Origin of the sequence: Pseudomonas sp. p1(2021b), from assembly GCF_020151015.1 — a bacterium.
Taxonomy (GTDB): domain Bacteria; phylum Pseudomonadota; class Gammaproteobacteria; order Pseudomonadales; family Pseudomonadaceae; genus Aquipseudomonas; species Aquipseudomonas putida_K.
The window spans coordinates 1,088,482-1,113,530 of sequence record NZ_CP083746.1 but is presented as its reverse complement, the minus strand read 5'-3'; the positions used below and the strand labels follow the sequence as shown (position 1 = coordinate 1,113,530).

At 64.3% G+C, this 25,049-nt stretch carries 28 protein-coding genes and 1 pseudogene; 18 read left to right on the top strand and 11 right to left on the bottom strand.

Annotated elements, in window-relative coordinates; all coding sequences use genetic code 11:
- Window positions 1–63: 63 nt before the first annotated feature.
- A complete protein-coding gene (gene dinG, locus K8374_RS05235) occupies window positions 64–2,208 on the bottom strand; it encodes an ATP-dependent DNA helicase DinG (protein WP_224458182.1) in 2,145 nt (714 codons plus the stop codon).
- 98 nt (window positions 2,209–2,306) lie between these two features.
- On the opposite strand from dinG, the gene K8374_RS05230 reads away from it, so the two are divergent.
- Window positions 2,307–2,771, top strand: a complete 465-nt coding sequence (locus K8374_RS05230; protein ID WP_224458181.1) for a CopD family protein — start codon at window positions 2,307–2,309, stop codon at window positions 2,769–2,771.
- Between the two features lie 80 nt (window positions 2,772–2,851).
- On the opposite strand, the gene K8374_RS05225 is transcribed toward K8374_RS05230, so the two are convergent.
- The 4 genes from K8374_RS05225 to K8374_RS05210 all read right to left on the bottom strand — a co-directional run bounded on the left by K8374_RS05225 (window position 2,852) and on the right by K8374_RS05210 (window position 5,467).
- Complete coding sequence (locus tag K8374_RS05225) at window positions 2,852–3,610, bottom strand: collagen-like protein (RefSeq protein ID WP_224458180.1); 759 nt, start codon at window positions 3,608–3,610, stop codon at window positions 2,852–2,854.
- Window positions 3,603–3,878, bottom strand: coding sequence for a DUF1145 domain-containing protein (locus tag K8374_RS05220; RefSeq protein WP_084856067.1), 276 nt, complete (start codon window positions 3,876–3,878; stop codon window positions 3,603–3,605). Before K8374_RS05220 ends, K8374_RS05225 begins: the two co-directional genes overlap by 8 nt.
- 93 nt (window positions 3,879–3,971) lie before the next feature.
- Window positions 3,972–4,688 carry an OmpA family protein gene (locus tag K8374_RS05215; protein ID WP_224458179.1) on the bottom strand — a complete coding sequence of 239 codons (717 nt, stop codon included), beginning with the start codon at window positions 4,686–4,688 and terminating at the stop codon, window positions 3,972–3,974.
- Between the two features lie 86 nt (window positions 4,689–4,774).
- Window positions 4,775–5,467 carry an OmpA family protein gene (locus K8374_RS05210; protein ID WP_224458178.1) on the bottom strand — a complete coding sequence of 231 codons (693 nt, stop codon included), beginning with the start codon at window positions 5,465–5,467 and terminating at the stop codon, window positions 4,775–4,777.
- A gap of 147 nt (window positions 5,468–5,614) precedes the next feature.
- On the opposite strand from K8374_RS05210, the gene K8374_RS05205 reads away from it, so the two are divergent.
- The 7 genes from K8374_RS05205 (at window position 5,615) to K8374_RS05175 (ending at window position 11,688) form a co-directional block, all read left to right on the top strand.
- Window positions 5,615–6,109: a DUF6231 family protein gene (locus tag K8374_RS05205; protein ID WP_224458177.1), complete on the top strand. Its 495-nt coding sequence runs from the start codon at window positions 5,615–5,617 to the stop codon at window positions 6,107–6,109.
- Window positions 6,110–6,113: 4 nt separating this feature from the next.
- Complete coding sequence (locus K8374_RS05200) at window positions 6,114–6,590, top strand: YchJ family protein (protein WP_084856060.1); 477 nt, start codon at window positions 6,114–6,116, stop codon at window positions 6,588–6,590.
- A gap of 2 nt (window positions 6,591–6,592) precedes the next feature.
- The gene (locus tag K8374_RS05195; protein ID WP_224458176.1) at window positions 6,593–7,069 is read left to right on the top strand and encodes an LEA type 2 family protein; all 477 of its coding nucleotides are present in this window, start codon (window positions 6,593–6,595) and stop codon (window positions 7,067–7,069) included.
- 7 nt (window positions 7,070–7,076) lie between these two features.
- On the top strand, window positions 7,077–7,271 hold the full coding sequence (locus tag K8374_RS05190; RefSeq protein WP_224458175.1) for an SEC-C metal-binding domain-containing protein: 195 nt from the start codon (window positions 7,077–7,079) through the stop codon (window positions 7,269–7,271).
- 247 nt (window positions 7,272–7,518) lie between these two features.
- Entirely contained in the window at window positions 7,519–9,960 is a 2,442-nt protein-coding gene (locus K8374_RS05185) for a penicillin acylase family protein (protein WP_224458174.1), read from the top strand.
- A 111-nt stretch (window positions 9,961–10,071) separates the two neighbouring features.
- Window positions 10,072–10,413, top strand: a complete 342-nt coding sequence (locus K8374_RS05180; RefSeq protein WP_224458173.1) for a hypothetical protein — start codon at window positions 10,072–10,074, stop codon at window positions 10,411–10,413.
- Between the two features lie 159 nt (window positions 10,414–10,572).
- Window positions 10,573–11,688, top strand: coding sequence for a succinylglutamate desuccinylase/aspartoacylase family protein (locus tag K8374_RS05175; RefSeq protein ID WP_224458172.1), 1,116 nt, complete (start codon window positions 10,573–10,575; stop codon window positions 11,686–11,688).
- A 13-nt stretch (window positions 11,689–11,701) separates the two neighbouring features.
- Here the strand turns inward: K8374_RS05175 and K8374_RS05170 are convergent, their stop codons facing one another.
- Window positions 11,702–11,932 (bottom strand): hypothetical protein, encoded by a 231-nt coding sequence (locus tag K8374_RS05170; RefSeq protein WP_224458171.1) that lies wholly within the window; start codon window positions 11,930–11,932, stop codon window positions 11,702–11,704.
- Window positions 11,933–12,029: 97 nt separating this feature from the next.
- A complete protein-coding gene (dcd, locus tag K8374_RS05165; RefSeq protein ID WP_043213075.1) occupies window positions 12,030–12,596 on the bottom strand; it encodes a dCTP deaminase in 567 nt (188 codons plus the stop codon).
- 329 nt (window positions 12,597–12,925) lie between these two features.
- Here dcd and K8374_RS05160 point away from each other — a divergent pair, with 329 nt between their 5' ends.
- A complete protein-coding gene (locus K8374_RS05160; RefSeq protein WP_003254922.1) occupies window positions 12,926–13,135 on the top strand; it encodes a cold-shock protein in 210 nt (69 codons plus the stop codon).
- 184 nt (window positions 13,136–13,319) lie between these two features.
- Here K8374_RS05160 and apbC read toward each other — a convergent pair whose 3' ends face one another.
- Complete coding sequence (gene apbC, locus K8374_RS05155; RefSeq protein WP_224458170.1) at window positions 13,320–14,414, bottom strand: iron-sulfur cluster carrier protein ApbC; 1,095 nt, start codon at window positions 14,412–14,414, stop codon at window positions 13,320–13,322.
- Between the two features lie 158 nt (window positions 14,415–14,572).
- Here apbC and metG point away from each other — a divergent pair, with 158 nt between their 5' ends.
- The 8 genes and pseudogenes from metG to K8374_RS05115 all read left to right on the top strand — a co-directional run bounded on the left by metG (window position 14,573) and on the right by K8374_RS05115 (window position 21,085).
- A complete protein-coding gene (metG, locus tag K8374_RS05150) occupies window positions 14,573–16,612 on the top strand; it encodes a methionine--tRNA ligase (protein WP_224458169.1) in 2,040 nt (679 codons plus the stop codon).
- A 90-nt stretch (window positions 16,613–16,702) separates the two neighbouring features.
- Window positions 16,703–17,245: an Rnf-Nqr domain containing protein gene (locus tag K8374_RS05145; RefSeq protein WP_224458168.1), complete on the top strand. Its 543-nt coding sequence runs from the start codon at window positions 16,703–16,705 to the stop codon at window positions 17,243–17,245.
- A pseudogene (locus tag K8374_RS05140) lies at window positions 17,242–18,084 on the top strand (RnfABCDGE type electron transport complex subunit B); the annotation flags it as partial. The gene K8374_RS05145 and the pseudogene K8374_RS05140, both read left to right, overlap by 4 nt.
- Window positions 18,074–19,045 (top strand): RnfABCDGE type electron transport complex subunit D, encoded by a 972-nt coding sequence (locus K8374_RS05135; RefSeq protein ID WP_224458167.1) that lies wholly within the window; start codon window positions 18,074–18,076, stop codon window positions 19,043–19,045. The pseudogene K8374_RS05140 and the gene K8374_RS05135, both read left to right, overlap by 11 nt.
- The gene (locus K8374_RS05130) at window positions 19,042–19,644 is read left to right on the top strand and encodes an RnfABCDGE type electron transport complex subunit G (protein WP_224458166.1); all 603 of its coding nucleotides are present in this window, start codon (window positions 19,042–19,044) and stop codon (window positions 19,642–19,644) included. Before K8374_RS05135 ends, K8374_RS05130 begins: the two co-directional genes overlap by 4 nt.
- Complete coding sequence (locus tag K8374_RS05125; RefSeq protein WP_224458165.1) at window positions 19,637–20,161, top strand: NADH:quinone oxidoreductase; 525 nt, start codon at window positions 19,637–19,639, stop codon at window positions 20,159–20,161. The genes K8374_RS05130 and K8374_RS05125 overlap by 8 nt, the downstream gene beginning before the upstream one ends.
- Window positions 20,162–20,165: 4 nt before the next feature.
- Window positions 20,166–20,804 carry an endonuclease III gene (gene nth / locus K8374_RS05120; RefSeq protein WP_224458164.1) on the top strand — a complete coding sequence of 213 codons (639 nt, stop codon included), beginning with the start codon at window positions 20,166–20,168 and terminating at the stop codon, window positions 20,802–20,804.
- A gap of 104 nt (window positions 20,805–20,908) precedes the next feature.
- On the top strand, window positions 20,909–21,085 hold the full coding sequence (locus tag K8374_RS05115; RefSeq protein WP_172402996.1) for a PA3496 family putative envelope integrity protein: 177 nt from the start codon (window positions 20,909–20,911) through the stop codon (window positions 21,083–21,085).
- Window positions 21,086–21,131: 46 nt separating this feature from the next.
- Here the strand turns inward: K8374_RS05115 and K8374_RS05110 are convergent, their stop codons facing one another.
- On the bottom strand, window positions 21,132–21,764 hold the full coding sequence (locus K8374_RS05110; RefSeq protein WP_224458163.1) for a response regulator transcription factor: 633 nt from the start codon (window positions 21,762–21,764) through the stop codon (window positions 21,132–21,134).
- A gap of 361 nt (window positions 21,765–22,125) precedes the next feature.
- On the opposite strand from K8374_RS05110, the gene K8374_RS05105 reads away from it, so the two are divergent.
- On the top strand, window positions 22,126–22,575 hold the full coding sequence (locus K8374_RS05105) for a hypothetical protein (RefSeq protein WP_224458162.1): 450 nt from the start codon (window positions 22,126–22,128) through the stop codon (window positions 22,573–22,575).
- 59 nt (window positions 22,576–22,634) lie between these two features.
- Here the strand turns inward: K8374_RS05105 and K8374_RS05100 are convergent, their stop codons facing one another.
- On the bottom strand, window positions 22,635–23,852 hold the full coding sequence (locus K8374_RS05100; protein WP_013973956.1) for an argininosuccinate synthase: 1,218 nt from the start codon (window positions 23,850–23,852) through the stop codon (window positions 22,635–22,637).
- Between the two features lie 127 nt (window positions 23,853–23,979).
- Complete coding sequence (locus K8374_RS05095) at window positions 23,980–24,945, bottom strand: flagellar protein MotY (protein WP_224458161.1); 966 nt, start codon at window positions 24,943–24,945, stop codon at window positions 23,980–23,982.
- Window positions 24,946–25,049: the final 104 nt, after the last annotated feature.

Sequence of the window (25,049 nt, the reverse complement as noted above, 5' to 3'; positions counted from 1 at the left end):
TTCAGGGCACTGGGGCCCGCGACAGGTCATAGACAACGGGGGCGGAGCTTCGTGCTCCGCCCGTCAGGAAATCTCTCGCCGGAACGGCGGCAGCGCATTGAGGATAGCCTTGCCGTAGCGCTGGGTGACCAGGCGGCGGTCAAGCAAGGTGATGACGCCGCGATCCTGCTCGGTCCGCAGCAAGCGACCGCAGGCCTGGATCAGGCGCAGCGAGGCGTCGGGCACGGCGATCTCCATGAACGGGTTGCCGCCACGGGCCTCGATCCACTCGGCCAGTGCTGCTTCGACCGGGTCGTCCGGTACGGCGAACGGGATCTTGGCGATCACCACGTGTTCGCAATAGGCACCCGGCAGGTCGACCCCTTCGGCGAAGCTCGCCAGGCCGAACAGCACGCTGTGCTGGCCATCGTCCACCCGCGCCTTGTGTTTGTTCAAGGTTTCCTGCTTGGACAGGTTGCCCTGAATCAGCACCAGCTTGCGCCAGTCCCGGTCCAGGCCGTCGAAGACGTCCTGCATCTGCTTGCGCGAAGAGAACAGTACCAACGCACCGCGGGCCTCCTCGAGCATCTTCGGCAGTTCGCGAATGATCGCCGCGGTGTGGCCCGGCACATCCCGTGGGTCGGCCCCCAGGTCAGGGACCCGCAGCAGCCCAGCGTCGCCATGCACGAAGGGGCTGGGCACCACACAGGTGACCGCGTCGCGGGGCAGCCCCGAGCGCATGCGGAAGCGGTCGAACTTGCCCAGCGCGGTCAGGGTCGCGGAGGTCACCAAGGCGCCATGGGCCACGTTCCACAAGCTGCGCCGGAGCATCTCGGCCGCCAGGATGGGGCTGGCATTGACTTCGATATCGAACAGCGCACCGCTTTCGGCCAGGGTGAGCCAACGGGCCATGGGCGGGCTGTCTTCCGGATCTTCGGCGGTGAAAGCGGTCCACAGCTCCCAGTTGCCCTGGGCACGGGTCACCAGGCTGCCGAACAGCGGGTACCATTCTTCGGCCTGGTGGCTGGCGATGCCGATGTTGACCTCGCCATCCATGCCTTCCTTGAGCAGGTCGGCCAAACGGGTGAACAGGTCGTTGAGGCGGGCGAAGCCTTTTTTAAGCTCGATGCCGACTTCACGGATCTGCTCCGGCACCACGCCGCCTTCGAAGCGGTAGCGAGGGCGATCGCGGCCCTCCATGTCCTCGCCGGGGCGGAAGTCCGCCACCTGCTCGCACAGGGTGAACATGAACTGCTGCTGGGTGCGCACTTCCCGCGCCAGCTCCGGCACCTGTTCGATCAGCTTGCCCAGGTCGCCCGGCAACGGGTGCTGGGCCAGCAGCTTGGTCAGGTTCTTGGCCGTCTGCTCCAGCCAGTCCGCAGTGGAACGCAGGCGCGAATAGTGGGCGAAGTGGCCGATGGCCTTGTCGGGCAGGTGGTGGCCTTCGTCGAAGACGTACAGGGTGTCGCGCGGGTCGGGCAACACAGCCCCGCCGCCCAGCGCCAGGTCTGCCAGGACCATGTCGTGGTTGGTGACGATGACGTCGACCTTGCCCATGCCCTCGCGGGCCTTGTAGAACACGCACTGCTGGAAGTTCGGGCAATGGCGGCCGGTGCACTGGCTGTGGTCGGTGGTCAGGCGCGCCCAGTCCTGGTCCTCCAGCGCCTCGGGCCAGCTGTCACGGTCGCCGTCCCAGCGGTTGCCGGCGAGCTTCTCGATCATGCTGTTGAACAGCTTCTGGCTCTTTTCATCGACCTCGATGCGAAAGCCCTCTTCCTCGAAGAGCTGGGCGGTGGCCGACTGGGCGTGGCCTTCCTGCAGCAAGATGTCGAGCTTGGACAGGCACAGGTAGCGTCCGCGGCCCTTGGCCAGGGCGAAGCTGAAGTTCAGGCCGCTGCTGCGCATGAGGTCGGGCAGGTCCTTGAAGACGATCTGCTCCTGCAGGGCGACAGTGGCGGTGGCGATCACCAGGCGCTTGCCGGCTGCCTTGGCGGCCGGGATGGCGGCCAGGCTGTAGGCGACCGTCTTGCCGGTACCGGTACCGGCCTCCACCGCGACCACGGCGGGCTCACCGGCACGGCGCCCTTCGTCGTCACAGGCGATGTCGCCGAGGACCTTGGCCACTTCGGCGATCATCAGGCGCTGGCCGTAGCGGGGCTTGAGGCTCTTGGCTTCGAGAAAACGCGAATAGGCGCCCTGGATAGTGGCTTTGAGTTCGTTGCTGATCATGGTCTGCAGGCGCCCGAAGGGCTGGATGAATTTTCAGTGTTTCGCATGGGCCGGCTATCATACCCCGCTATCGACCTTTATGCCCCATGGAGAACCCTATGCTTGCCTTTGCCCTGCCCTACACACTGCACGTCCTGGCAGCCCTGGTCTGGGTCGGCGGCATGTTCTTCGCCTGGCTGGTGCTGCGCCCGGCAACGGTTGCAGCGCTGGAGGGGCCAGCGCGGCTGCAGCTGTGGGTGGAAGTTTTCCGACGCTTCTTCGGATGGGTCTGGCTGGCAGTGGCAGTCCTGGCGATAAGTGGTATCGGGATGTTGCACATGCGGTTCAACGGCTTCGAGACGGCGCCCCGCTATATCCAGGTGATGATCGGCGGGGCGATCGTCATGTTTGCGTTGTTCATGCGGGTCCAGGCGCTCTTGCTGCCGGAACTGCGGGCGGCGGTGCAGGCCCAGGACTGGGCAGCGGGAGCGTCGGTGCTGGGGCGGATTCGACGGATGGTCGGGATCAACCTGTTGGTGGGAATGTTGGTCGTGGCAGTGGCAAGTTCTCGGATTCTGGTTTGAGGGAGTCGGCAGGATCATGGTGATGGAATGACTGCCCAGGCCCTATCGCGGGACAAGCCCGCGATGGCGTCCACACCTGCTTACAACCGCTGCAGAATCAGCTCTCCGGCAGCCCCGGCCAACCCCGGCTGCCCAGCCACGCCGGGCCGTCCATTGGCCCCTGCCTCGGTGCGGTAGACCAGGCACCCTTTGCTGCTACCACCCAGCCCGGCCTTGCCAGCGGCCCCCGGCTTGCCGGGCGCGCCGCCATCCAGGCGAACTTCGATACGTTCCTGCGAGAACCCTGCCGGCACAGCCAGGCGGATCCGGCCGCCCGAGGCACCATCGTGCCCGTTGCCCCCATCGTCGCCATCCGCGCCACGGCCCGCCTGGCCCCAAGTGCAACCACCGGCCTTGCCATTGGCGCCATCGAGCCCGACATAGCCCGGCGCCCCGGCCCCGCCTCGGGCGTCGATGGACAACCGCTCGGCCTGCAGGCCGTTCAGGCGCAGGTCCAGGTCACGCCCCGGCCGGGCGGCCCGTTCGTAGGTACCCGGCGCTCCGGTGGCAGTGATTTCGCTTCCCTGCCCCAGCACGGCGGTGCCGGTCTCGATCCGCAAGGGCTTCTCGGCGGGGGTGACGGCAATCCGCGCATCGCGCCCCAGCACCAGGTGGTCGACTTTCAATTCGGTCAGTGTCGCCGGTAACAGCAAGGTCGCCGAGTCCGCCACCTGCAGCCGTTCCAGGTGCACGCTGCCAGCCTTGTTCGGCAGGCGCAGCACCGAGTGGGCGGCAACTTCCAGGCTCTGGGCCTGGGCCAGGGGGCTGGCCAGCGCCAGCCAAAGCATCAACTTACGCATGGCGGGGCGCCTCCAGGGGCTTGGGAATGGACATCACATGGAAAATGCCGGTCAGCAGGATCTGCAAGCGATCGAACCAGCGATGGCTGCGCCCGCGCAGGCTGCCGTTGAAAAACAACACCTCCAGGCAATGCAGCCCGAGCAGGACGATGCCCGCAGCGTTGATCAGCAAATTGAACGGCAGTGGCTGGGGCATGAACAGATTCACCAGCACCACCCACCAGAACACCACCGTCAGGGCCTTGCCCAGGCCCAGGATGAATTTCATGCCCCCGCCCCCTGTCTTGTTGTTATGGCTGCGGCCCGTTCGGACAGGCCGCTGGCCAACAGTAAACCCAAGCCAGGATAGGCGCCAGAGGTGTCAGTTCAGGTGCAGCTCCACCCGCCGGTTGCGCGCCTGGCCTTCGTCGGTGTCGTTGTCGGCCACAGGCTCCGCTTCCCCACGCCCTTCGCTGGTCACCTTGGCCGGGGCCAGGCCCTGGCTGATCAGGTATTCGGCAACGCTGCTGGCACGGCGCTCGGACAGCGCCTGGTTGTAGCTGTCCGAGCCGACGCTGTCGGTGTGGCCGATGACCTTGACGCTGATCACAGACGGGTCGTTGAGCTTGGGCAACAGGCTTTGCAGGCGCTGCTGGGCGCCAGCGGTCAGCTCGGCGGAGTCGAAGGCGAACAGGACCTGCCCCTGGTCGTCGAGGGTGATCACCTCGGGCGCCGGCGCTGGTGCCTCGGCCTTGGCGGGCGGATATTGCGGCAATGGACACCCCATATGGTCGACCTGGGTACCGGCCGGCGTGTCCGGGCAACGGTCGCGGCGGTCGAACACACCATCACCATCCTCGTCGCCGTCCTGGGCATAGCAGATCAAGCCACCGGCGATCGCACCGGCAGCGCCGGCTCCAGCCGCCCAGGCGGAACTCTCGATGGCGCCCAGGCCACCGCCGACCAACCCGCCCAGCAGGCTGCACAGCGGCCACGTTCGTTGATTGAGGGGCGCGCTGCCATCGCTGTGGGTGGCACACCCGCCCAGCAAGCTCGTGGCCACCAGCAGCGGCAATGCCGCCTTCGACATGACACCCATGATGAATGCTCCTGTGTCACCGGCCGCGGCCGGTCACTCGAATTGGGACGCGCCCATGCCACTGCTCAAGGCATGGGCGCAGGCCGTCAGCGCTGGATCTTGATCTCGGTACGACGGTTCATGGCACGGCCATCGGCGGTCGCATTGTCAGCTACCGGCTGGGTTTCGCCAGCACCGACCACCGAGACGAAGCTGCTGCGCGGTACGCCGCTTTCGACCAGGTAGTCGGTCACCGAATGGGCGCGGCGCTCGGACAGTTTCTGGTTGTAGCTGTCGGAGCCAACGCTGTCGGTATGCCCAGTCACGCTCAGGCGGGCGCTCGGCGCTTCCTGTTTCAGGCGCGTGGCGATGGTGTTCAGGCGCTCCTTGTCGGCTGCGGTCAGACGTGCGGAGTCGAATTCGAAGTGCACGTCACGGATGACGATGACTTCTTCCTTCTGCACCACCACTTCCTCGACCACCGGGGCCGGCTCCGGCGGGCAGCCATTGGCGTCGACCTGCACCCCGGGCGGGGTACCCGGGCACTTGTCGCGGCTGTCCGGCACGCCGTCGCCATCCTCGTCGCCATCGCCATGGGCCCAGCAGTAGCCCGCCGCCAGGCCACCGCCCAGCAGCGCGCCCCACCCAGCCCAGCTGGAGCTCTCGATGGCGCCCAGGGCAGCGCCGCCCACACCCCCGACGGCAGCACACTTCGGCCAGTCGGTTTTTTGCAAACCTGCACATCCAGTCAACACACTGGTGAGCAGGACCAGGGGTATCGCTGTGCGTACTATGCTCATCTTGTTGCTTCTCCTAGGGGGAATCGGCATAAGACCGATCCTTCGGAGTAAAGACCGCGCATTCCCTCTCTGCCAGCAATAAGCCATGCCTCTTTGCCGACCGCCCCGGGCCCGCTAGTCTAGGGCCTACCTGAACGAGGATTGGCAATGACCGACGGTTTCTCCCAGCGCACTCCGCAGCAGGCCCTGGCCGCCCTGCTCGAGCGCTTCACGCCCCAGCGCCTGTTGTTGGTAGGCACGCGTTTTCCGGCCCTGGAGGCATTTGCCCAGGCCCACCCCGAGGTGCACATCGAAACGGTCGCACCAGGCCCGCTGCCGCCCCAGGCCGCCGCCCAGCGTTTCGACCTCGCGGTCCTGGTGGACTGCCTCGAACACCTGCCCAAGCGCACCGGCCTGGAGCTGCTCGGCGGCATCCGCAACCTCAATGCCAGCCGGGTCGCCGTGCTGGCGGACCTGCAGGCCTGCGGCTGGCACGACACCGACTTCTTCGCCCTGGCGCTGTCGGCCAGCGAGAAATTCCGCCGCGACGACCAGGTGCTGAGCCTGTTCACCTATGATCTACATGACTACAAGCAGGTCCCGGACTGGCTCAACGCCAAGTTCTGGGCCAACCCTGAAAACTTCGGCAAGTATTGGTGGTGATGCAATGAGTGTCTCGGTCTGCCCTTGCGGCAGCGGCAACCTGCTCGACGCGTGCTGCGGGCGTTATCACGCCGGCACCCCGGCACCCGACGCCCAGACGCTGATGCGCTCGCGCTACAGCGCCTATGTGCTGGGCCTGGTGGACTACCTGGTGGCGACCACCCTGCCCGCCCAGCAGGCAGGCCTGGATCGCGCGGCCATTGCTGCGTGGAGCGCCCAGAGTACCTGGCTGGGCCTGGAGGTCGAGCACGCCGAGGTGCTCGGCGGCCAGCCCGAGCATGCCTTCGTCAGCTTCACCGCCCGTTGGCACGACCAGCAAGGCGACCACCAGCACCATGAACGCTCCGCCTTCGTCCAGCACGACGGCCGCTGGTACTTCATCGACCCGACCGTAGGCCTGAAGGCCGGCCGCAACGACCCCTGCCCCTGCGCCAGCGGGCAGAAATTCAAGAAATGCTGCGCCAGTTACATCGGTAGCTGACCATGATCGCCTCGGCCCGCCTGCTCCTCCTCACCCTTTCATTGGCACTGCTGGCGGGCTGTGCCGGCTGGGGCGGCGACAACTGGCGCCAGCCGCAGATCCGCCTGGTCAAGGTCGAGACCGTCAAGGCTCGCCTGCATCAGCAGGAGTTCGTGCTCCACCTGCGGGTGGACAACCCCAACGACAGCCGCCTGTTCATTCGCAACCTGGCCTACTCGGTGAAACTCAACGAACTGCTGCTGGCCCAGGACGAGGCCAGCCTCTGGCGCAGTGTCGGCGGCCATGCCACGCGCACCTTCAAGATCACCGCGCGGACCAACCTGTGGCAGCACCTCAAGCCGCTGGCCAAACTGCTCAAGAGCGAACGCCCCCTGCATTACCGCCTGCAGGGTGAGCTGAACACCGGGCTGATCGTCCACCGGGACCTGCACTTGTCGCGCAGTGGTGAGATAATCCCCGGCGATCTTCAACCGGAGTAACCCCGCAATGACCCAGCAACCCCATGTCCATGGCCCCGACTGCAACCACGGTCACGACCACCACGACCACGGCCATGTGCACGGCCCGCACTGCAACCACGGCCACCAGGAGCCGGTGCGCAACGCCCTGAAGGATGTCGGCCGCAACGACCCGTGCCCGTGCGGTAGCCAGAAGAAATTCAAGAAGTGTCACGGGGCCTGACGCCAGCAGACATGCCCTGCGGGCCGCTTCGCGGCCATCGCGGGACAAGCCCGCTCCCACACCGTCCAGGCGTTGCAGACGCGTGGGGGAGCAGGCCGGCCCGGCGATAGCCATAGCACTTGTTCCTGCAGACTTCGGCCACTGGGCAGCCCCCCGAAAATAAAGCCTTCAGGCACCTTGCATGGCGACTGCGCGCTCACTAACGTAGCGCCTTTGAACCCCCGCCACGCCTAGCAGGAGCCTCGTCATGGCCGCCGCCGCCCTTCCTCCCTTCCGCCCTCGGTTCGGTACTGCCGCCGCGTTGTTCGGCATGCTCGGCCTTGCCGGCTGCCAGACGGGCGGCTACCAGGACAGCCTGCCTCCGAGCACGGGCGTGCAACCGCTCAAGGGCCTGGCACAGAACGTCTCGGTGCGCCGCAACGCCATGGGTGCGCCACTGATCGAAAGCAGCAGCTTCCATGACGCGCTGTTCAGCCTGGGCTATATCCATGCCGGTGACCGCATCGAACAGATGGTCGCCATGCGCCTACTGGCCCAAGGCCGCCTGGCCGAGCTGGCAGGCCCCGAAGCGCTGGACATCGACCGCCTGATGCGCGCCGCCAACCTCAAGCAAAGCGCCGGGCAGCTGTATGCCGATGCCTCGCCGCGTCTGAAGCGCTTCTTCGAGGTCTATGCCCGCGGGGTCAACGCCTACCTGTTCCGCTACCGCGACCGGCTGCCAGCACAGCTCGCCCGCAGCGGCTACCGCCCGGAATACTGGAAGCCCGAGGACTCGGCGCTGGTGTTCAGCCTCTATGCCTTCAGCCAATCGGTGAACCTCCAGGAAGAGCTCACGGCCCTGGCCCTGGCGCAAAAGGTCGGCACCGACAAGCTGGCCTGGCTGCTGCCAGGTGCCCCGGACGAACCGCTGGCCGAAGCCGAACTGGACAAACTCAAGGGCCTGAACCTGGCGAGCCAGCTGCCGGGCCTGGATGACCTGGCCAGTGCAAGCCAGCAACTCGCCGACCTGGGCCTGCTCGGCACCCCGGGTTCGGCCAACCTGGCCCTGGGCCCACAGCGCAGTCGCAGCGGCAAGAGCCTGTTGGCCAGCGACAGTCGCGCCAACTGGGCCCTGGCCCCCGTGCAGATCCATACCAGCAAGTACCAGGTCGCCGGCCTGTCGCTGCCAGGCCTGCCCATCGTGCTGGCCGGCTATAACGGCAAGCTGGCCTGGAGCAGCAGCGCGGTCATGGCCGACAATCAGGACCTGTACCTGGAACAACTGCGCCGCCAAGGCAACCAGATGAGCTACCTGGCCGATGGCAAGTGGCAACCGGCGCGGGCACGCAGCGAGACCTTCTTCATACGTGGCCAGCGCCCGCAGCGCGAAGTGATGTACGACACCCGCCACGGCACCCTGCTCAGCCAGCCGGCCAACGCCGGCCTGGGGCTTGCCCTGAACCTGCCGCAGCTCAAGGGTGACGCCAGCCTGGATGCCTTGTTCAACCTGACCCGCGCGCCGTCTGTGGAGCGCGCCTTCGACACCACCCGCGAAGTCGGTGCCGCGGCGCTGAACTTCGTTTTCGCCGACCCCCAGCACATCGGCTGGCAGGTCAGCGGCCGCTACCCCAACCGCCGCGAAGGCCAAGGCCTGCTGCCCTCGCCAGGCTGGGACGGGCGCTACGACTGGGACGGCTATGCCGACCCGATGCTCCACCCCTACGACCAGGACCCTACCGCCGGCTGGATCGTCCACGCCAACCAGCGCAGCCTGCCCCGTGGCTACGGCATGCAGTTGTCCAACACCTGGTACTACCCCGAGCGCGCCGAGCGCCTGGCCCAGCTGGCGGGCAACGGTCGTCATGACAGCCGCAGCCTGATGGCCTTGCAGAATGACCAGGTCACCCTGCTGGCGGACAAGCTCAAGCAGATGTTCGACGCGCCGGGCATGGCCCAGTCCCTGGCCCAGGCCATCGATGCGTTGCCCGCCGCCCAGCGTACCCAGGCCCGCGAGGCCTTGGCGACGCTCAAGGCATTCGATGGCCGCCTGAGCCCGGTCTCGGCCGATGCCGCGCTGTACCAATGGTTCCTCCAGGCCGTGGCGCGCCAGACCTTCCTCGATGAACTCGGCCCGGAGTCCAGCCCGGCCTGGCAAGCGTTCGTCGGCAATGCGCGCCTGTCCTACTCGGCCCAGGCCGACCATCTGCTCGGGCGCGAAGACAGCCCGTTCTGGGACGATCGCAGCACGGCGCAAACAGAAGACAAGCCCACCATCCTCGCCCGCAGCCTCGCGGCGGCGATGGAAGCTGGCGTCGCGCAACTGGGCGCCGACCGTCGCGCCTGGCAATGGGGCCGGCTGCACCAGTACCGCTGGCCGGCACCGGCCTATCATGGCCTGGGCGATGCCGTCAGCCGAGCGCCCCTGGCCGCCGGCGGTGATTTCAGTACCCTGGCCCTGACGCCTTATGCCTGGGGCAGCAGCTTCGACACCAACCTGCCGGCCTCGGCGCGCATGATCGTCGACTTCGGCCAGGCCGAACCGCTGCAGGTGCTGACCAGCAACGGCCAGTCCGGCAACCCGGTCAGCCGCCACTTCAGCGATGGCCTGGACGCCTGGTTCAAGGGCCGCTTCATGAGCCTGCCCCTGCAACAGCAGAACTTCTCCCACGCCTATGGCAGCCAACGCCTTACCCTGGTGCCGGGTCGCTGAGGTCGGGCGCCTTTCCCTCTGATCGCCACCTGCCAACGCTCGTAGCATCCCCCTCGACCGCGACGTCCACTGTGGACGTCCGCGGCCCACCCATTCGAGAAGGATGCCATCATGAGCACTGAAACATTGCAGATAGAAATTTCCTGGCCCGAGTCGCTGCACGTTCCAGCGGGGGCGACTGCGAACGTCCAGCTTTGGGTCGGTAACGAAATTTCGTTCTATCGAATGCTATCGGACGGCGATGTCTCGGTCCCGGCCAGCTCGTCGCCAGCCGTCCTGGAAATCGCCTACGACCCGCAGGCTCTGGTGCCGGATGACAGCACCGCCACCTGGGGCCACTTCCACACCGCGCCTTACCTGATGCATGACGGCAAGCGCCTGAACATCGCCAGAACGGTCAAAGTCAGCATCGACGAAGCCAAGCGCGACGGTTGGAAGATCGCCCTTTCCTGATATCGCCTCCGGGCGCCCCAGCGTGGGCTGCCCGGAGTTCCCTTCGCACGTCCCTTCCCAGGGCCTGGCCAAGAGAAGCTGCGCAACAGCCGAAGTTATGCTTCTATCTGTGTGCCGACTGTTATCGCAGACCGTTTTCGCCACTCAGCCAGGACCACCATGCATCATTCGACCCACGACCTGCTGTCTCCCGTGCCGGGCATCGCCCGCCAGCTCCATAGCTTCCACTTCGGCCCGCGCGGTGGCGGCAAGGTCTATATCCAGGCCTCGCTGCACGCCGACGAATTGCCCGGCATGCTGGTGGCCTGGCACCTCAAGCGCCGTCTGGTCGAGCTGGAACAGCAAGGTCGGCTGAACCAAGAGGTGATCCTGGTTCCCGTGGCCAACCCGGTGGGCCTGGAGCAGGTGTTGCTGGATGCGCCCCTGGGGCGTTTCGAATTGCAAAGCGGGGAAAACTTCAACCGCAACTTCGTCGACCTGTCGGACAGCATCGGTGACCAGATCGAAGGCCACCTGACCCAGGACCCGGAACACAACCGGGCGTTGATCCGCGAATACCTGCGCCGCGGGTTGGACGCCCACCCGGCGCGCACCCCGTTGCAATCCCAGCGCCTGACCTTGCAGCGCCTGGCCTGTGATGCCGACATCGTGCTCGACCTGCACTGCGACTTCGAGGCGGTGGAACACCTGTACACCACACCTGAAGCCTGGCCCCAGGTCGAGCCACTGGCCCGCTACCTGGGCGTCCAGGCCAGCCTGCTGGCCACCGACTCAGGGGGCCAATCGTTCGACGAGTGCTTCAGCCTGGTGTGGTGGCAGTTGCAGCAGCGCTTCGGCAAGCAGTTCCCGATCCCCCTGGGCAGTTTCTCGGTGACGGTAGAGCTGCGCGGCCAGGGCGATGTCTGCCACGACCTGGCAGCCAAGGATTGCCAGGGCATCCTGGATTTCCTGACCCATGCCGGGGTCATCGAGGGGCAGGCCAAGGCATTGCCGCCCCTGGCCTACCCGGCAACGCCTCTGGCGGCCGTCGAACCGGTGGTGGCACCGTTGGGCGGTTTGCTGGTATTCCATGCCAAACCCGGGCAATACCTGGAAGCTGGCCAGTTGATCGCCGAAGTCATCGATCCGCTCAGCGACCGGGTGACTGCCGTGCGCAATGTCCAGGCCGGCTTGCTCTATGCGCGCAGCGTAAGACGCATGGCCACGGCAGGCATGGTCATTGCGCATGTGGCGGGCGAGCAGGTCTGCCGCAGCGGCTACCTGCTGGCCAACTGAGGCTGTTTGAGGCTCAAGCCACCGGCGAGGGAGGCGGTTCGTCCGGCAAGGTGGGTTCGCCCGGCTCCATGGGTGGCGATTCGCCTGGTTCGGCTGGTTGCGGGGTATCGGGGTCGGGCTGGTGGGGCACGCCACCGGCCTGCACCGGCGTGGGCGGATGCGCCAGCAGGGACCATGCCAGCAACCCGATCTGGTTGGGCTGGAGGACGGCCAGCTTCGCGCTGATAGCGGGATGGAGTTTCATTGGCTGCTCCTGGCGATAGCCGGCACGCGTCATGCGCACCGGACCGTTCTAACCGTTGGAGTGCCTGGCGCGCGAGGAATTCCCCGCGCTCGTCGCCTCAGGTGCGTGGCAGAGTGACGCCGCGCTGGCCCTGGTACTTGCCGCCACGATCCTTGTAGGACACTTCACATTCTTCATCGGATTCGAGGAAGAGCATCTGCGCCACGCCTTCGTTGGCGTAGATCTTGGCCGGCAGCGTGGTGGTATTGGAGAACTCCAGGGTCACGTGGCCTTCCCACTCCGGCTCCAGCGGGGTGACGTTGACGATGATGCCGCAGCGGGCATAGGTGCTCTTGCCCAGGCAGATGGTCAATACGTTGCGCGGGATGCGGAAGTATTCGACGGTGCGGGCCAGGGCGAAGGAGTTCGGCGGGATGATGCATACGTCGCTCTTGACGTCGACGAAGCTGCCGGCATCGAAGTTCTTCGGGTCGACGGTGGCCGAGTTGATGTTGGTGAACACCTTGAATTCGTCGGCGCAGCGCACGTCATAGCCGTAGCTGGAGACGCCGAAGGAAATGACCCGGCTGTCTTCGCCGCCGCGCACCTGGCGCTCGACGAACGGTTCGATCATGCCGTGTTCCTGCGCCATGCGGCGAATCCACTTGTCCGATTTGATGCTCATGGCGGGAGTGTCCTGAGAGTGCAAGGTGAAAAACGAGACGCGCATCTTACCGGTCCCGGCGCCCGCGGCAAAGTTCCATCCTGCAATCCCGCGCCGGACGGGAGCTGTAGCCGCCGTCGATCCGAATTTCGACAAAGCCGTCATTGACCATTGGCAGGTCGGGGAAAGTGGGTTAAGGTGGCGCCACTGTGCTGCACGTGACACCGAGAATCTCTAGTTTGATGCACGATTCCTATCGGCCCATCGCTGAATTTTCTGCTCTCTTTGCGCTCAGTCCCGGCCAGGGCGTTTCCTGTGCCGAAATCTACTTTGTCCAAGGAGACAGAAACATGTCCAATCGCCAATCCGGTGTTGTCAAGTGGTTCAACGATGAGAAGGGCTACGGCTTCATCACCCCTCAGTCGGGTGACGACCTGTTCGTACACTTCAAAGCCATCCAGGCTGACGGCTTCAAAACCCTGAAAGAAGGCCAGGCTGTTACTTTCGTCGCTACCCGCGGCCAGAAAGGCATGCAGGCTGAAGAAGTTCAAATCGCCTAAGTCGATTTGCTTCCTCGCTTTCAAAAGAACCCGCCTCTGGCGGGTTTTTTTATGCCTGGCCGATCGATAAATCGGTGCTGGCGCCTTCGCAGGTAAACCCGCTCCCACCGTGGGCGCGCACTATCGGTGCGTGCCGGCCTTGTGGGAGCGGTTACCTGCGAAGCAGACGACTCGCCCTTGCGGGTCAGTCCTCGCTGATGGTGATGTTCGGCATCGCCGGCGCCGCCGCTTCCTGCAGCACGATCCGCGCCCCCACTTGTCGAGCCAGTTCCTGATAGATCATGGCGATCTGGCTTTCCGGCTCGGCGATGGCCGTAGGCTTGCCGTTATCGGCCTGCTCGCGGATCAACATCGACAGCGGCAGGGAGGCCAGCAGTTCGACGCCATACTGGGCCGCGAGCTTCTGGCCACCACCTTCGCCGAACAGGTGCTCGGCATGGCCGCAGTTCGAGCAAATGTGCACGGCCATGTTCTCGACCACGCCCAACACTGGGATGTTGACCTTGCGGAACATCTCCACGCCCTTCTTCGCATCCAGCAGCGCCAGGTCCTGCGGGGTGGTGACGATCACCGAACCGGCGACGGGTACCTTTTGCGCCAGGGTCAGCTGGATGTCGCCGGTGCCGGGTGGCATGTCGATCACCAGGTAGTCGAGGTCATCCCAGGCGGTCTGGGTCACCAGTTGCAGCAACGCCCCGGAGACCATCGGGCCGCGCCAGACCATCGGCGTGTTGTCATCGGTGAGAAACGCCATGGACATGACTTCCACGCCGTGGGCCTTGATCGGCACGAACCACTTCTGTTCGCGCACCTCTGGCCGGGTACCTTCGGCGATGCCGAACATCACGCCCTGGCTCGGGCCGTAGATATCGGCATCGAGGATGCCCACCCGGGCACCCTCGCGGGCCAGGGCCAGGGCCAGGTTGGCAGCGGTGGTCGACTTGCCGACCCCGCCCTTGCCCGAGGCCACGGCGATGATGTTCTTGACGTTGGCCATGGCCGGCACCTGGGCCTGGCCCTTGTGGGTGCCGACCACGCAATCGATCGAAACCGTGGCCGCGCTCACGCCGTCGAGGTTTTCGATGGCGGTGCCCAGCACCTGCGCCCAGCCGTTCTTGAACAAACCGGCGGCATAGCCCAGCTGCAAGCGTACGTTGACCTGCCCGCCCTGGATGTCGATGGCGCGCACGCAACCGGCGCTGACCGGGTCCTGGTTCAGGTAGGGGTCGGTGTACTGGCGAAGCACGCCTTCGACGGCGGCATGTGTGACGGCACTCATGGACACTCCCAATGGCAAACGAATATGGAACAGGCGCCTATGCTAACCGTCAATCGTCAGCAGATGCGTCCTTGGGGTGAAATATATTCGCCAGCCCTTTATAGTGGCCGATCTTCTTCATTTTCCATCCCGTTGCCAGATCAAGTAGCCAAGCCACCATGTCCGAGCCACGCCAGATTCTCGTCACCAGCGCCCTGCCCTATGCCAATGGTTCCATCCACCTTGGCCATATGCTCGAGTACATCCAGACGGACATGTGGGTTCGCTTCCAGAAGCTGCGCGGCAATCAGTGCATCTATGTCTGCGCCGACGACGCCCACGGTTCGGCCATCATGCTGCGTGCCGAGAAGGAAGGCATCACCCCCGAGCAATTGATCGCCAACGTCCAGGCCGAGCACAGCAGTGACTTCGCCGATTTCCTGGTCGATTTCGACAACTTCCACTCGACCCACTGCGAAGAGAACCGCGAGCTGTCGAGCCTGATCTACACCCGCCTGCGTGAAGCAGGGCACATCGCCACCCGTTCGGTCACCCAGTACTACGACCCCGAGAAGGGCATGTTCCTGGCCGACCGCTTCATCAAGGGCACCTGCCCCAAGTGCGCGGCCGAAGACCAGTACGGCGACAACTGCGAGAAATGCGGTGCCACCTACGCGCCCACCGAGCTGAAGAACCCCAAGTCGGCCATTTCCGGTGCCACGCCGGAGCTGCGCGACTCCCAGCACTTCTTCTTCAAGCTGCCTGACTTCCAGGCGATGCTGCAGCAGTGGACCCGCAGCGGCACCCTGCAGGACGCCGTCGCCAACAAGCTGGCCGAGTGGCTGGACTCGGGCCTGCAGGAGTGGGACATCTCCCGCGACGCGCCGTACTTCGGCTTCGAGATCCCAGGCGAGCCGGGCAAGTACTTCTACGTCTGGCTGGACGCACCGATCGGCTACATGGCCAGCTTCAAGAACCTGTGCGCACGCCGCCCGGAGCTGGACTTCGACACGTTCTGGAAAGAAGACTCCAAGGCCGAGCTGTACCACTTCATCGGCAAGGACATCGTCAACTTCCATGCCCTGTTCTGGCCGGCCATGCTCGAAGGCGCAGGCTTCCGCAAGCCGACCGCCATCAACGTGCACGGCTACCTGACGGTCAACGGCGCCAAGATGTCCAAGTCGCGCGGGACCTTCATCAAGGCGCGCACCTACCTGGACCACCTGCAGCCGGAATACCTGCGCTACTACTACGCCTCCAAGCTGGGCCGTGGCGTCGATGACCTGGACCTGAACCTCGACGACTTCGTGCAGAAGGTCAACTCCGACCTGGTCGGCAAGGTGGTCAACATCGCCAGCCGCTGCGCAGGGTTCATCCACAAGGGCAATGCAGGCGTTCTGGTCGCCGGCGATGCCGCCCCCGAGCTGAGCGAAGCCTTCCTGGCCGCCGCCCCGTCCATCGCCGAAGCCTACGAAAACCGTGACTTCGCCCGTGCCATGCGTGAAATCATGGCCCTGGCCGACCGGGCCAACGCCTGGATCGCCGACAAGGCGCCGTGGTCGCTGGCCAAGCAGGAAGGCAAGCAGGACGAGGTCCAGGCCATCTGCGCCCAGGGCATCAACCTGTTCCGCCAACTGGTGATCTTCCTCAAGCCGGTACTGCCCGTCCTGGCTGCCGACGCCGAGGCCTTCCTCAATGTCGCGCCGCTGACCTGGAACGACCACCTGTCGCGCCTGGAAAACCACACGCTCAACCCGTTCAAGGCCCTGATGAGCCGTATCGAGCCGGCCAAGATCGAAGCCATGGTCGCCGCCAGCAAGGAAGACCTTGCCGCTGCCGAAGCCGCAGCTCCCGCCGGCAACGGTGAACTGGCCAAGGACCCGCTGTCGCCGGAAGTCGAGTTCGATACCTTCGCCGCCGTCGACCTGCGCGTGGCACTCATCGTCAAGGCCGAGGCAGTCGAGGGCGCCGACAAGCTGCTGCGCCTGACCCTGGACATCGGTGACGAACGCCGCAACGTGTTCTCCGGCATCAAGTCGGCCTACCCCGACCCCGCCAAGCTCGAAGGCCGCCTGACCATGATGGTGGCCAACCTCAAGCCACGGAAGATGCGCTTCGGCGTGTCCGAAGGCATGGTCATGGCGGCCGGCCCTGGCGGTGAAGAAATCTACCTGCTGAGCCCCGACAGCGGCGCCAAGCCAGGTCAGCGCATCAAATAAGCAGCGCGTCTTGCCCCGGCCTTCGGCCGGGGCATTTCCATCTGCGGGCGCGTGCCATACTGTCGGCACCTCCCAGCCATCGGCCTTCCCATGAGCGACTACGTCCTGGTACTGGTCAGCGCTGCGCTGGTCAACCACCTGATCCTGCAGCGGTCGCCGGTTTCCCGCCCGCAGCTTCACGTAGTGGGTGCCTGCAGCGCCCTGGCGGTGATGTTGGGCTTGATCGTTGGGCAACTGCTGCAGGACCTGATATTTATCCTGCAATGGCAGGACCTGCAGTTGTTCCTGTTGCTGCCCTTGCTGGCATTGCAGGCCTTAGGCCTGCCCAAACTGCTCGGGCAGTTGCGGCCCGCTTGGCGGGTGGACAACCTGCCGTCCCTGCTGCTGGGCAACACCCTGGTGCTAGGCTTGCTATTGCAACTGGGCACGCTTGGCCAATGGCTCCCGTCACTCGGCTGGGGCCTGGCCGGGGGGCTTGGGTTCTGGCTTGCCCTGGTCCTGTTCGATGACCTGCGCCAACGCACGGATCACGACGACATGCCCATTGCCCTGCGCGGCCTGCCCATCGAACTGATCGGCGCAGGCGTGATGGTCATGGCGTTCTCCGGTTTCAACGGATTATTCACACAATGAGTCTGATTCAACGCATCGACGCCCTGCTTCCACAAACCCAGTGCGGCAAATGCGGCCACGCCGGTTGCCGGCCCTATGCCGAAGGGCTGGCCGCTGGCGAAGCGATCAACAAATGCCCGCCGGGCGGTGCAGAAACCATTGCCGCCCTGGCTCACCTGCTCGATACCCCGGTCATCGACCTAGACCCGGGTCGAGGCAGCGCACCGCCCCAGGTGGCCTATATCCGCGAGGCCGAATGCATCGGCTGCACCAAGTGCATCCAGGCCTGCCCAGTGGACGCCATCGTCGGTGCCGCGAAGCTGATGCACACGGTCATCGCCAACGAATGCACAGGCTGCGACCTGTGCCTGGCGCCCTGCCCGGTCGACTGCATCGACCTGCTGCCTCTGCCGGACACCATCATCCCGATCGTTGGCGGGCTGGCCCAGACGCCACACCAACAGGCTGCGCGCACCCAGCGCCGCGACCACGCGCGACGGCGCCATGAACAACGCAACGCCCGGCTGCAACGCGATGAAGCACGTCGCCAGGCCGAGCGATTGGCGCGCAACCCACGGCCGGCCGCCCCTACGGCAGGTAACAGCGACGCCGCGCCGGATCCGATCAAAGCGGCCATTGAACGGGTCAAGGCGCAAAAAGCCGCCAGCAGTGACGCTGCCTTGAAGCAGGCGAAGATCGCCGCCGCCATGAGCCGCGCCCAGCTGAGCAAGGCCCGCAGTGCATTCGGCAACTCGCCGAGCGAAGCCCAGCTCGACCAGTTACGCACCCTGGAGGAGGCGGCCGAGCAGGCTCAACGACACCTCGACGCCCTGCAGGCCGGGCCGGGCCATGCCAGCGCCTGACCCGCGGCTGCGCAGGGCCATGGGCCTGGTGCTGCTGGCCTGTGCGCCCGGCTTACTGGCCCTGTTCTGGCTGCACGGCTGGGGCGTGTTGTTCAACCTGCTGCTCTGTGCCGGCACCGCCTTGGGCTGCGAAGCCTTGCTGTTGGCCCTGCGCGGCCAATCGCCGCTGCCTGCATTGGCTGATGGCAGCGCGCTGGTCAGCGCCGTGCTGTTGGCCGCAGCCCTGCCCAGCCTGGCACCGTGGTGGTTGCCGGTCATCGCCACGAGCGTGGCGATCGGTATTGGCAAGCAAGCCTTCGGCGGTGTCGGGCGCAACCTGTTCAACCCGGCGATGCTCGGCTATGCCTTCGTCCTGCTGAGTTTCCCCCTGCAGATGAACCAATGGCCAGGCCAGCCGGCAGGTTTTATGGAGGCGGTGCAGCATCTGTTCGGCGCGCCGGCGCACGTCGATGCCTGGGCCACTCCGACGGCGCTGGACGGGCTGCGCCACAATCGCAGCCTGACCCTCGAGGAACTGTTCGCCCAACACCCAGGCTTTGGCACGATCGGCGGGCGCGGCAGCGAATGGGTGAACCTCACGTTCCTGGTCGGCGGGCTGCTCCTCTGGCAACGCAAGGTCATCGCCTGGCATGCCCCTGCAGGCCTGCTGGCCGGTATATTCCTGTTCAGTCTGCTGTGCTGGAACGGCTCGGGCTCCGATTCCAATGGCTCACCGCTGCTGCACCTGTTCTCCGGCTCGACCATGCTGGCGGCGTTCTTCATCGCCACCGAACCGGTATCCGGGCCCCGCAGCGCCTTGGCGCGCCTGGTGTTCGGCTTCGGCGCGGGCCTGCTGATCTACCTGATCCGCACCTGGGGCAGCTATCCCGACGGCACGGCGTTCGCCATCCTCCTGATGAACCTCGCCGTACCGGCCCTGGAGCGCCAGGCCGCACGCCATTCACAGGCCAGCCCATGAACCCTTCGGCGCGCAGTGCCGTACTGCTGGTGCTGATCGGCATCTTTTCGCTGGGCAGTACCCTGGCCTGGCGACATTGGACGGCGCCAACCCGCCTGGAGGCCGAGCGACAATTGCATAACCTGCGCTGGTTGCAGGCACTGCCTGCAGGTAGCTTCGACAACCAACCCCTGCAAGCCCCCGTGGCCTTGGGCGACATACACCTGCCCCACAGCCGCTTGCTGGCGGGCTACCGGGCAACCCTGGACGGCAAGCCGAGCGCTGTGCTGCTGCACAGCCAGGCACAGGGGTATGCGGGGCCGATCACCTTGGCGATCGCCATAGACCCAGCCGGACGCCTGGTCGGCATTCACGTCCTTGAACAACAGGAAAGCCCAGGCCTCGGGGACCAGTTGGTCGATCCACGCATCCACTGGTTGGACCAGTTCACAGGCCGCACCCAGAAAGGCGCCTGGGCCATCAAGCGCGACCACGGCGACTATGACCAACTGGCCGGTGCCACGGTCACCTCCCGCGCGGTGATCGACGCCCTGCAGGATGCCCTGCGCTATTTCGATGCTCACCGCGCGATCCTGCTGGAGGCACATACCGATGAATAGATTCTGGCTGCCCGGCATCAGCGTACTTGCCTTGGCTGGTGCGACGTCGACCTTGGCACAGGCCACTGCCATCGGGTTGTGTAGCGTGCTGCTCCTGAGCCTGCACCAGGCGTTGCTGATACCACTGCGCCGCTGGCTCGCTGGGCCCTGGCGTTTGCTGGCCAGCCTGTTGCTGCTCGCAGCGCTTGCCAGCAGCCTGCAACTGGGCCTGCAGACCTGGGCCCTGCCGCTGGCCCATTCACTTGGCCACTATCCAGCCCTGCTCTGCATACAATGCCTGATGGCGGACCAGTTATGGCCGGACGGGCTTGGCTGGCGACGCCTAGGCCTTTTGCTGGGCAGCCTGCTGATGCTGTGCATACTGCTCGGTGCCTGCCGTCAATGGTTGGCGACCGGGGTCGGCATGCATTTGGCAAGCCTGGCACCGGGCGGGTTGATGCTGCTCGGCGGCTTGCTGGCCCTGTACAATCGCCTGCGTCCGGGGCCAGCCCCCTCACGTCGTCAAGGAAGCCTTTGAGCCCATGAATGCCGCCAAACGCCTGGAGATCTTTCGCAGGCTGCACGAAGACAACCCCGACCCAAAGACCGAACTGGCCTACACCACCCCTTTCGAGTTGCTCATTGCCGTCATCCTATCCGCCCAGGCGACGGATGTGGGTGTCAACAAGGCCACCGCGCGGTTGTTCCCGGTCGCCAACACGCCGCAGGCCATCCATGCCCTGGGCGTCGAAGGGCTGAGCGAATACATCAGGACCATCGGCCTCTACAACAGCAAGGCCAAGAATGTCATCGAGACCTGCCGCCTGCTGATCGAACGCCATGGCGGCGAAGTGCCTCAGACCCGCGAGGCCCTCGAAGCGCTGCCAGGCGTTGGCCGCAAGACCGCGAACGTCGTGCTCAATACAGCATTTCGTCAGCCTACCATGGCCGTCGACACGCACATCTTCCGGGTCAGCAACCGGACCGGTATCGCGCCCGGCAAGACGGTACTGGAAGTGGAAAAGAAGCTGCTCAAGTTCGTACCCAAGGATTACCTGCTCGATGCCCACCATTGGCTGATCCTGCATGGGCGCTATGTATGCCAGGCGCGCAAGCCACGTTGTGGGGCCTGCCGTATCGAGGACCTGTGCGAGTACAAACAGAAGACCTCTGACGATTGAGACAATAGAAGGAAATGGTTGTATACGATTGAAAAAATCTTTTTTACCGGAATCGGGTTTCTCGCTATAAGGACGGCCAATGGCCCCTTGGCTTGGAGTAACTCATGAGCACCGATAAAGACGAGCTGTCGATCGACGATGAATTTCCCACCTCGGAAGACGATATAGAGCCCCAGGTGGAAACGGCAAAGACCAACCTGAGCAAACGCCGCACCATCGATAACCTCCTCGAGGAGCGGCGTCTACAGAAACAACTCGCCGACTTCGACTACGACCTGTAGCCCGCCGATCACCTTGAAAGCCTCCCTTGCGGAGGCTTTCCTGTTTTCAGGGGCGCGACAAGCCATGGCGCTGGGCGAGCTCGATGAGGTCGACCAGCGATCGGGCATTGAGCTTGAGCAGCAGACGCGTCTTGTAGGTACTGACCGTCTTGTTGCTAAGGAACATGCTGTTGGCGATTTCCTTGTTGCTCTTGCCGCTGGCCAGCTCCTTCAACACCATGACCTCCCTGCCGGAAAGACGCTGGACCATCTCCTCCTCGGTGCCACCTTTGGCACAACCACGCGTCTTGTGCAGGGCCTGGTTAGGGAAATAGCTGTACCCGGACAGAACCGCCTTGATCGCGCTGAGCAGCTCGGTCAGGTCCTGTTGCTTGCAGACATAACCTGCAGCGCCAGCCTGCATGCAGCGCATGGAGAAATGCCCCGCTGCCTGTGATGTCAGGACCAGCACCTTGCTCTCCGGGCTGATGGAGGATAACCGACCAATTACCTCGAGCCCATCCAGTTTTGGAATGCCAATATCCAATACCACGATGTCGGGTTGGTAGTCCCGGATCAATTGCAAAGCATCCACGCCGTTATCGGTTTCCGCCACGACGTCATACCCATGTCGCTCCATCAACATGCGTACAGCCAGGCGAATAACCGGATGATCATCCACGATAAGCACTTTATTCATGCGATATCCATTGATTCATTATTATTGCTCCGAGGCACACCATAACCGAGCAGCCCCCTCCATGGCGCAGCGGATTGCGGCATATGATCAAACAGAGAAGAAACCTACATTACTAAAGGAATTTTCCTACAGGCGTACACTTTATAAAGTTTCCAGTTATGTAAACACGCTACAAAAATTGACGAGATTATTCCCAGCTCGTATGCACTTTTGACCTATACGAACAGTCCGAGTCTGGGGGTAATTAAATGAAGTGCTGGCTGTAAGCCTTGATGCTTTGGTTTACAGGGAAATAGCTCTCTCTGCAGCCTATACCGAAAACAGGCGAGAGATAGGCAAACACTTGCAGGCAAGAAGCATCATGCAGCAGACCGATTCCATCAGTCCCTTGGCGATCATCGCTATATTCGCAGGCATCATCGAAGCCTCCGCCTTGGCTTCATTGCCCTTCCTCAGCGAGAACAGCCAGAAGACCTACACCTGGTTCCTGGTGGGTTTTCCGTTCTTCCTGACCATGCTGTTCTTCCTGACCTTGAACTTCAATTATCACTCTCTGTACCAACCCAACAAATCTGCGGGCCGGAACAAGATCGATGCCGCCCCCAGCGCCCCGCCAATGGAAAGCCCGAACGCCTCGACGATGATCATCACGCTCTCAGGGCCGGAGACTCGCAAGATAATCGAACACCATATCCTACGTACCCTCACACGCCCACAGCCCCGCACGCGCCGCTGGGTACTCGAGAACCTCGATACCCGTACCCGTATCCACCTGTCGATCGGGGCGCTGTCGGAAACCGAGAAAAAATAGGGCATGGAAAAGAAAAAACCCGGCACAAGGCCGGGTTCTCAGGGTAGCGCAGGCCTAGATCAGAGCAGCGAACGGCCCTTGTTGGCGGCAATGCGCATGCGCAGGGCATTGAGCTTGATGAAGCCCGCGGCATCGGCCTGGTTGTAGGCGCCGCCGTCTTCCTCGAAGGTCGCGATGTTGGCATCGAACAGCGAATCATCCGACTTGCGCCCGACCACGGTGACGTTGCCCTTGTACAGCTTCAGGCGGACCACACCGTTCACGTTGACCTGCGAGGCGTCGATCATCTGCTGCAGCATCAGACGCTCCGGGCTCCACCAGTAGCCGGTGTAGATCAGGCTGGCGTACTTGGGCATCAGCTCATCCTTCAGGTGAGCGACTTCGCGGTCCAGGGTGATCGACTCGATGGCGCGGTGGGCCTTGAGCATGATGGTGCCACCAGGGGTTTCGTAGCAGCCACGGGACTTCATGCCGACATAGCGGTTCTCGACGATGTCCAGACGACCGATACCGTTGGCGCCGCCGATGCGGTTCAGATCGGCGAGCACAGTGGCCGGGGTCTTCTCGACGCCGTCGATGGCGACGATGTCACCGTTGCGGTAGGTGAGCTCGATGTAGGTAGCCTGGTCCGGGGCGTTCTCCGGAGAGACGCTCCAGCGCCACATGTCTTCTTCGTGCTCGGTCCAGGTATCTTCCAGGACACCGCCTTCATAGGAAATGTGCAGCAGGTTGGCGTCCATCGAGTACGGCGACTTCTTCTTGCCGTGGCGCTCGATCGGGATGCCGTGCTTCTCGGCGTAGTCCATCAGCTTCTCGCGGGACAGCAGGTCCCACTCGCGCCATGGTGCGATGACCTTGACGCCCGGCTTGAGTGCATAGGCGCCCAGCTCGAAACGCACCTGGTCGTTGCCCTTGCCGGTAGCGCCATGGGAAATGGCGTCGGCCCCGGTTTCGTTGGCGATCTCGATCAGGCGCTTGGCGATCAGCGGACGGGCAATGGAAGTACCCAGCAGGTACTCGCCTTCATAGACGGTGTTGGCGCGGAACATCGGGAACACGAAGTCACGCACGAACTCTTCGCGCAGGTCATCGATGTAGATCTCTTTGACGCCCATTGCCTGTGCTTTGGCGCGGGCCGGCTCGACCTCCTCGCCCTGACCCAGGTCAGCGGTGAAGGTCACCACTTCGCAGTTGTAGGTATCCTGCAGCCACTTGAGAATCACCGAAGTATCAAGGCCGCCGGAATACGCCAGTACGACCTTTTTTACGTCCGCCATGCCATCACTCCACGGGGTTGTACGGAAAGCGGTTGATTCTACCGGCCCCATTGAAATATTTACAATGGGGCGACAGCTTGTGATGACAAAGCGACAGGAACAGTCAAGAGCGCGACCCTTGTCGCGGTCAGGATTTTTTTTCTGCCGGTGCCGGCGCCGGCGCGGGGCCAGGCGTCGCTGGAGCTGCGGCAGCGGGAGCCGGGGTGGCCTCTACCGAGGGTTTTTCCACCGGCTTCTCGACCGGGGCGACACGCTCCAACTGGATGTTCACCCGGCGGTTGCGCGCCCGGTTGGCGGCACTGTTGTTCCGGGCCAAGGGGTAACGTTCGCCATGGAAGCGCACGGTGATCTGCTCCTGCGGCACACCATGGGCCTTGAGGTAGTCGGCGACCGCCAGGGCCCGACGGCGTGAGGTGTCGCGGTTGGTCAGGCGGCTGCCGCTGTTGTCGGCATGGCCATCGAGCTCGATGTGGTTCACCGACGGGTCGGCCTTGAGGTAATCGAGGATCACGTCCAGGCGTGCCCGCGCCGCGCTGTCCAGCTCGATACCGCGTGGGAATCCGACCTGGGTCTGGCGGATCTGGTCGAAATTCATCGGCAGCAGCTTGGCGGCACATGCCTGGTAGTCACCATAGGCCTTGGCGAAGCTGACCGGCAGTACATGCACCTCCATGGGCCTGCCGCCCTCGCCGGCATGGTTGCGCACCACCGTGCTGCGCCCGTCGAGCAGGCCGTTGATCAGCCGGCTGGCCTGCCCCTGGGACGAGGTGAACAACACCCCGCTGCGCCCCATGCGCACGCCCCCGAGATTGATGTCGCCCCGGCCAGGTTGCCAAGGTGCTGCCGCGGCCAGCAAGGTCGCACTGCCCACCCCCAGCGCATTGCTGTCCGATCGCAACTGGAAGACCGCCTGCTCGCCGGCACGGCGCACGAACTCACCGCTGCCGAAACCGTCGATCGGCTGGGACAGCCGGCATTCGAACTGGTCACCCTCGACGTTCCAGGCGACGTTCTCCACGCGCGTCTGGAAGGTCAATGCCCCGGCCGGCAGGCTGGCAAACAGGGTAAGAAGGGCTAGGTAACGCTGGCGCACAGGTGGCTCCACAGATTCTGACGGCTTACCTGCAGGCTATCGGACGCCACCGGGAAAACTTGATAGCCGTGCTCCTACCGGGGTTTTCCGGTAGCATTGGCCCT

What these genes read in the sequence shown, in the direction of transcription:
- dinG (WP_224458182.1), bottom strand. Translation starts at nt 2,208, where the DNA reads ATGATCAGCAACGAACTCAAAGCCACTATCCAGGGCGCCTATTCGCGT.
- K8374_RS05230 (WP_224458181.1), top strand. Translation starts at nt 2,307, where the DNA reads ATGCTTGCCTTTGCCCTGCCCTACACACTGCACGTCCTGGCAGCCCTG.
- K8374_RS05225 (WP_224458180.1), bottom strand. Translation starts at nt 3,610, where the DNA reads ATGCGTAAGTTGATGCTTTGGCTGGCGCTGGCCAGCCCCCTGGCCCAG.
- K8374_RS05220 (WP_084856067.1), bottom strand. Translation starts at nt 3,878, where the DNA reads ATGAAATTCATCCTGGGCCTGGGCAAGGCCCTGACGGTGGTGTTCTGG.
- K8374_RS05215 (WP_224458179.1), bottom strand. Translation starts at nt 4,688, where the DNA reads ATGGGTGTCATGTCGAAGGCGGCATTGCCGCTGCTGGTGGCCACGAGC.
- K8374_RS05210 (WP_224458178.1), bottom strand. Translation starts at nt 5,467, where the DNA reads ATGAGCATAGTACGCACAGCGATACCCCTGGTCCTGCTCACCAGTGTG.
- K8374_RS05205 (WP_224458177.1), top strand. Translation starts at nt 5,615, where the DNA reads ATGACCGACGGTTTCTCCCAGCGCACTCCGCAGCAGGCCCTGGCCGCC.
- K8374_RS05200 (WP_084856060.1), top strand. Translation starts at nt 6,114, where the DNA reads ATGAGTGTCTCGGTCTGCCCTTGCGGCAGCGGCAACCTGCTCGACGCG.
- K8374_RS05195 (WP_224458176.1), top strand. Translation starts at nt 6,593, where the DNA reads ATGATCGCCTCGGCCCGCCTGCTCCTCCTCACCCTTTCATTGGCACTG.
- K8374_RS05190 (WP_224458175.1), top strand. Translation starts at nt 7,077, where the DNA reads ATGACCCAGCAACCCCATGTCCATGGCCCCGACTGCAACCACGGTCAC.
- K8374_RS05185 (WP_224458174.1), top strand. Translation starts at nt 7,519, where the DNA reads ATGGCCGCCGCCGCCCTTCCTCCCTTCCGCCCTCGGTTCGGTACTGCC.
- K8374_RS05180 (WP_224458173.1), top strand. Translation starts at nt 10,072, where the DNA reads ATGAGCACTGAAACATTGCAGATAGAAATTTCCTGGCCCGAGTCGCTG.
- K8374_RS05175 (WP_224458172.1), top strand. Translation starts at nt 10,573, where the DNA reads ATGCATCATTCGACCCACGACCTGCTGTCTCCCGTGCCGGGCATCGCC.
- K8374_RS05170 (WP_224458171.1), bottom strand. Translation starts at nt 11,932, where the DNA reads ATGAAACTCCATCCCGCTATCAGCGCGAAGCTGGCCGTCCTCCAGCCC.
- dcd (WP_043213075.1), bottom strand. Translation starts at nt 12,596, where the DNA reads ATGAGCATCAAATCGGACAAGTGGATTCGCCGCATGGCGCAGGAACAC.
- K8374_RS05160 (WP_003254922.1), top strand. Translation starts at nt 12,926, where the DNA reads ATGTCCAATCGCCAATCCGGTGTTGTCAAGTGGTTCAACGATGAGAAG.
- apbC (WP_224458170.1), bottom strand. Translation starts at nt 14,414, where the DNA reads ATGAGTGCCGTCACACATGCCGCCGTCGAAGGCGTGCTTCGCCAGTAC.
- metG (WP_224458169.1), top strand. Translation starts at nt 14,573, where the DNA reads ATGTCCGAGCCACGCCAGATTCTCGTCACCAGCGCCCTGCCCTATGCC.
- K8374_RS05145 (WP_224458168.1), top strand. Translation starts at nt 16,703, where the DNA reads ATGAGCGACTACGTCCTGGTACTGGTCAGCGCTGCGCTGGTCAACCAC.
- K8374_RS05135 (WP_224458167.1), top strand. Translation starts at nt 18,074, where the DNA reads ATGCCAGCGCCTGACCCGCGGCTGCGCAGGGCCATGGGCCTGGTGCTG.
- K8374_RS05130 (WP_224458166.1), top strand. Translation starts at nt 19,042, where the DNA reads ATGAACCCTTCGGCGCGCAGTGCCGTACTGCTGGTGCTGATCGGCATC.
- K8374_RS05125 (WP_224458165.1), top strand. Translation starts at nt 19,637, where the DNA reads ATGAATAGATTCTGGCTGCCCGGCATCAGCGTACTTGCCTTGGCTGGT.
- nth (WP_224458164.1), top strand. Translation starts at nt 20,166, where the DNA reads ATGAATGCCGCCAAACGCCTGGAGATCTTTCGCAGGCTGCACGAAGAC.
- K8374_RS05115 (WP_172402996.1), top strand. Translation starts at nt 20,909, where the DNA reads ATGAGCACCGATAAAGACGAGCTGTCGATCGACGATGAATTTCCCACC.
- K8374_RS05110 (WP_224458163.1), bottom strand. Translation starts at nt 21,764, where the DNA reads ATGAATAAAGTGCTTATCGTGGATGATCATCCGGTTATTCGCCTGGCT.
- K8374_RS05105 (WP_224458162.1), top strand. Translation starts at nt 22,126, where the DNA reads ATGCAGCAGACCGATTCCATCAGTCCCTTGGCGATCATCGCTATATTC.
- K8374_RS05100 (WP_013973956.1), bottom strand. Translation starts at nt 23,852, where the DNA reads ATGGCGGACGTAAAAAAGGTCGTACTGGCGTATTCCGGCGGCCTTGAT.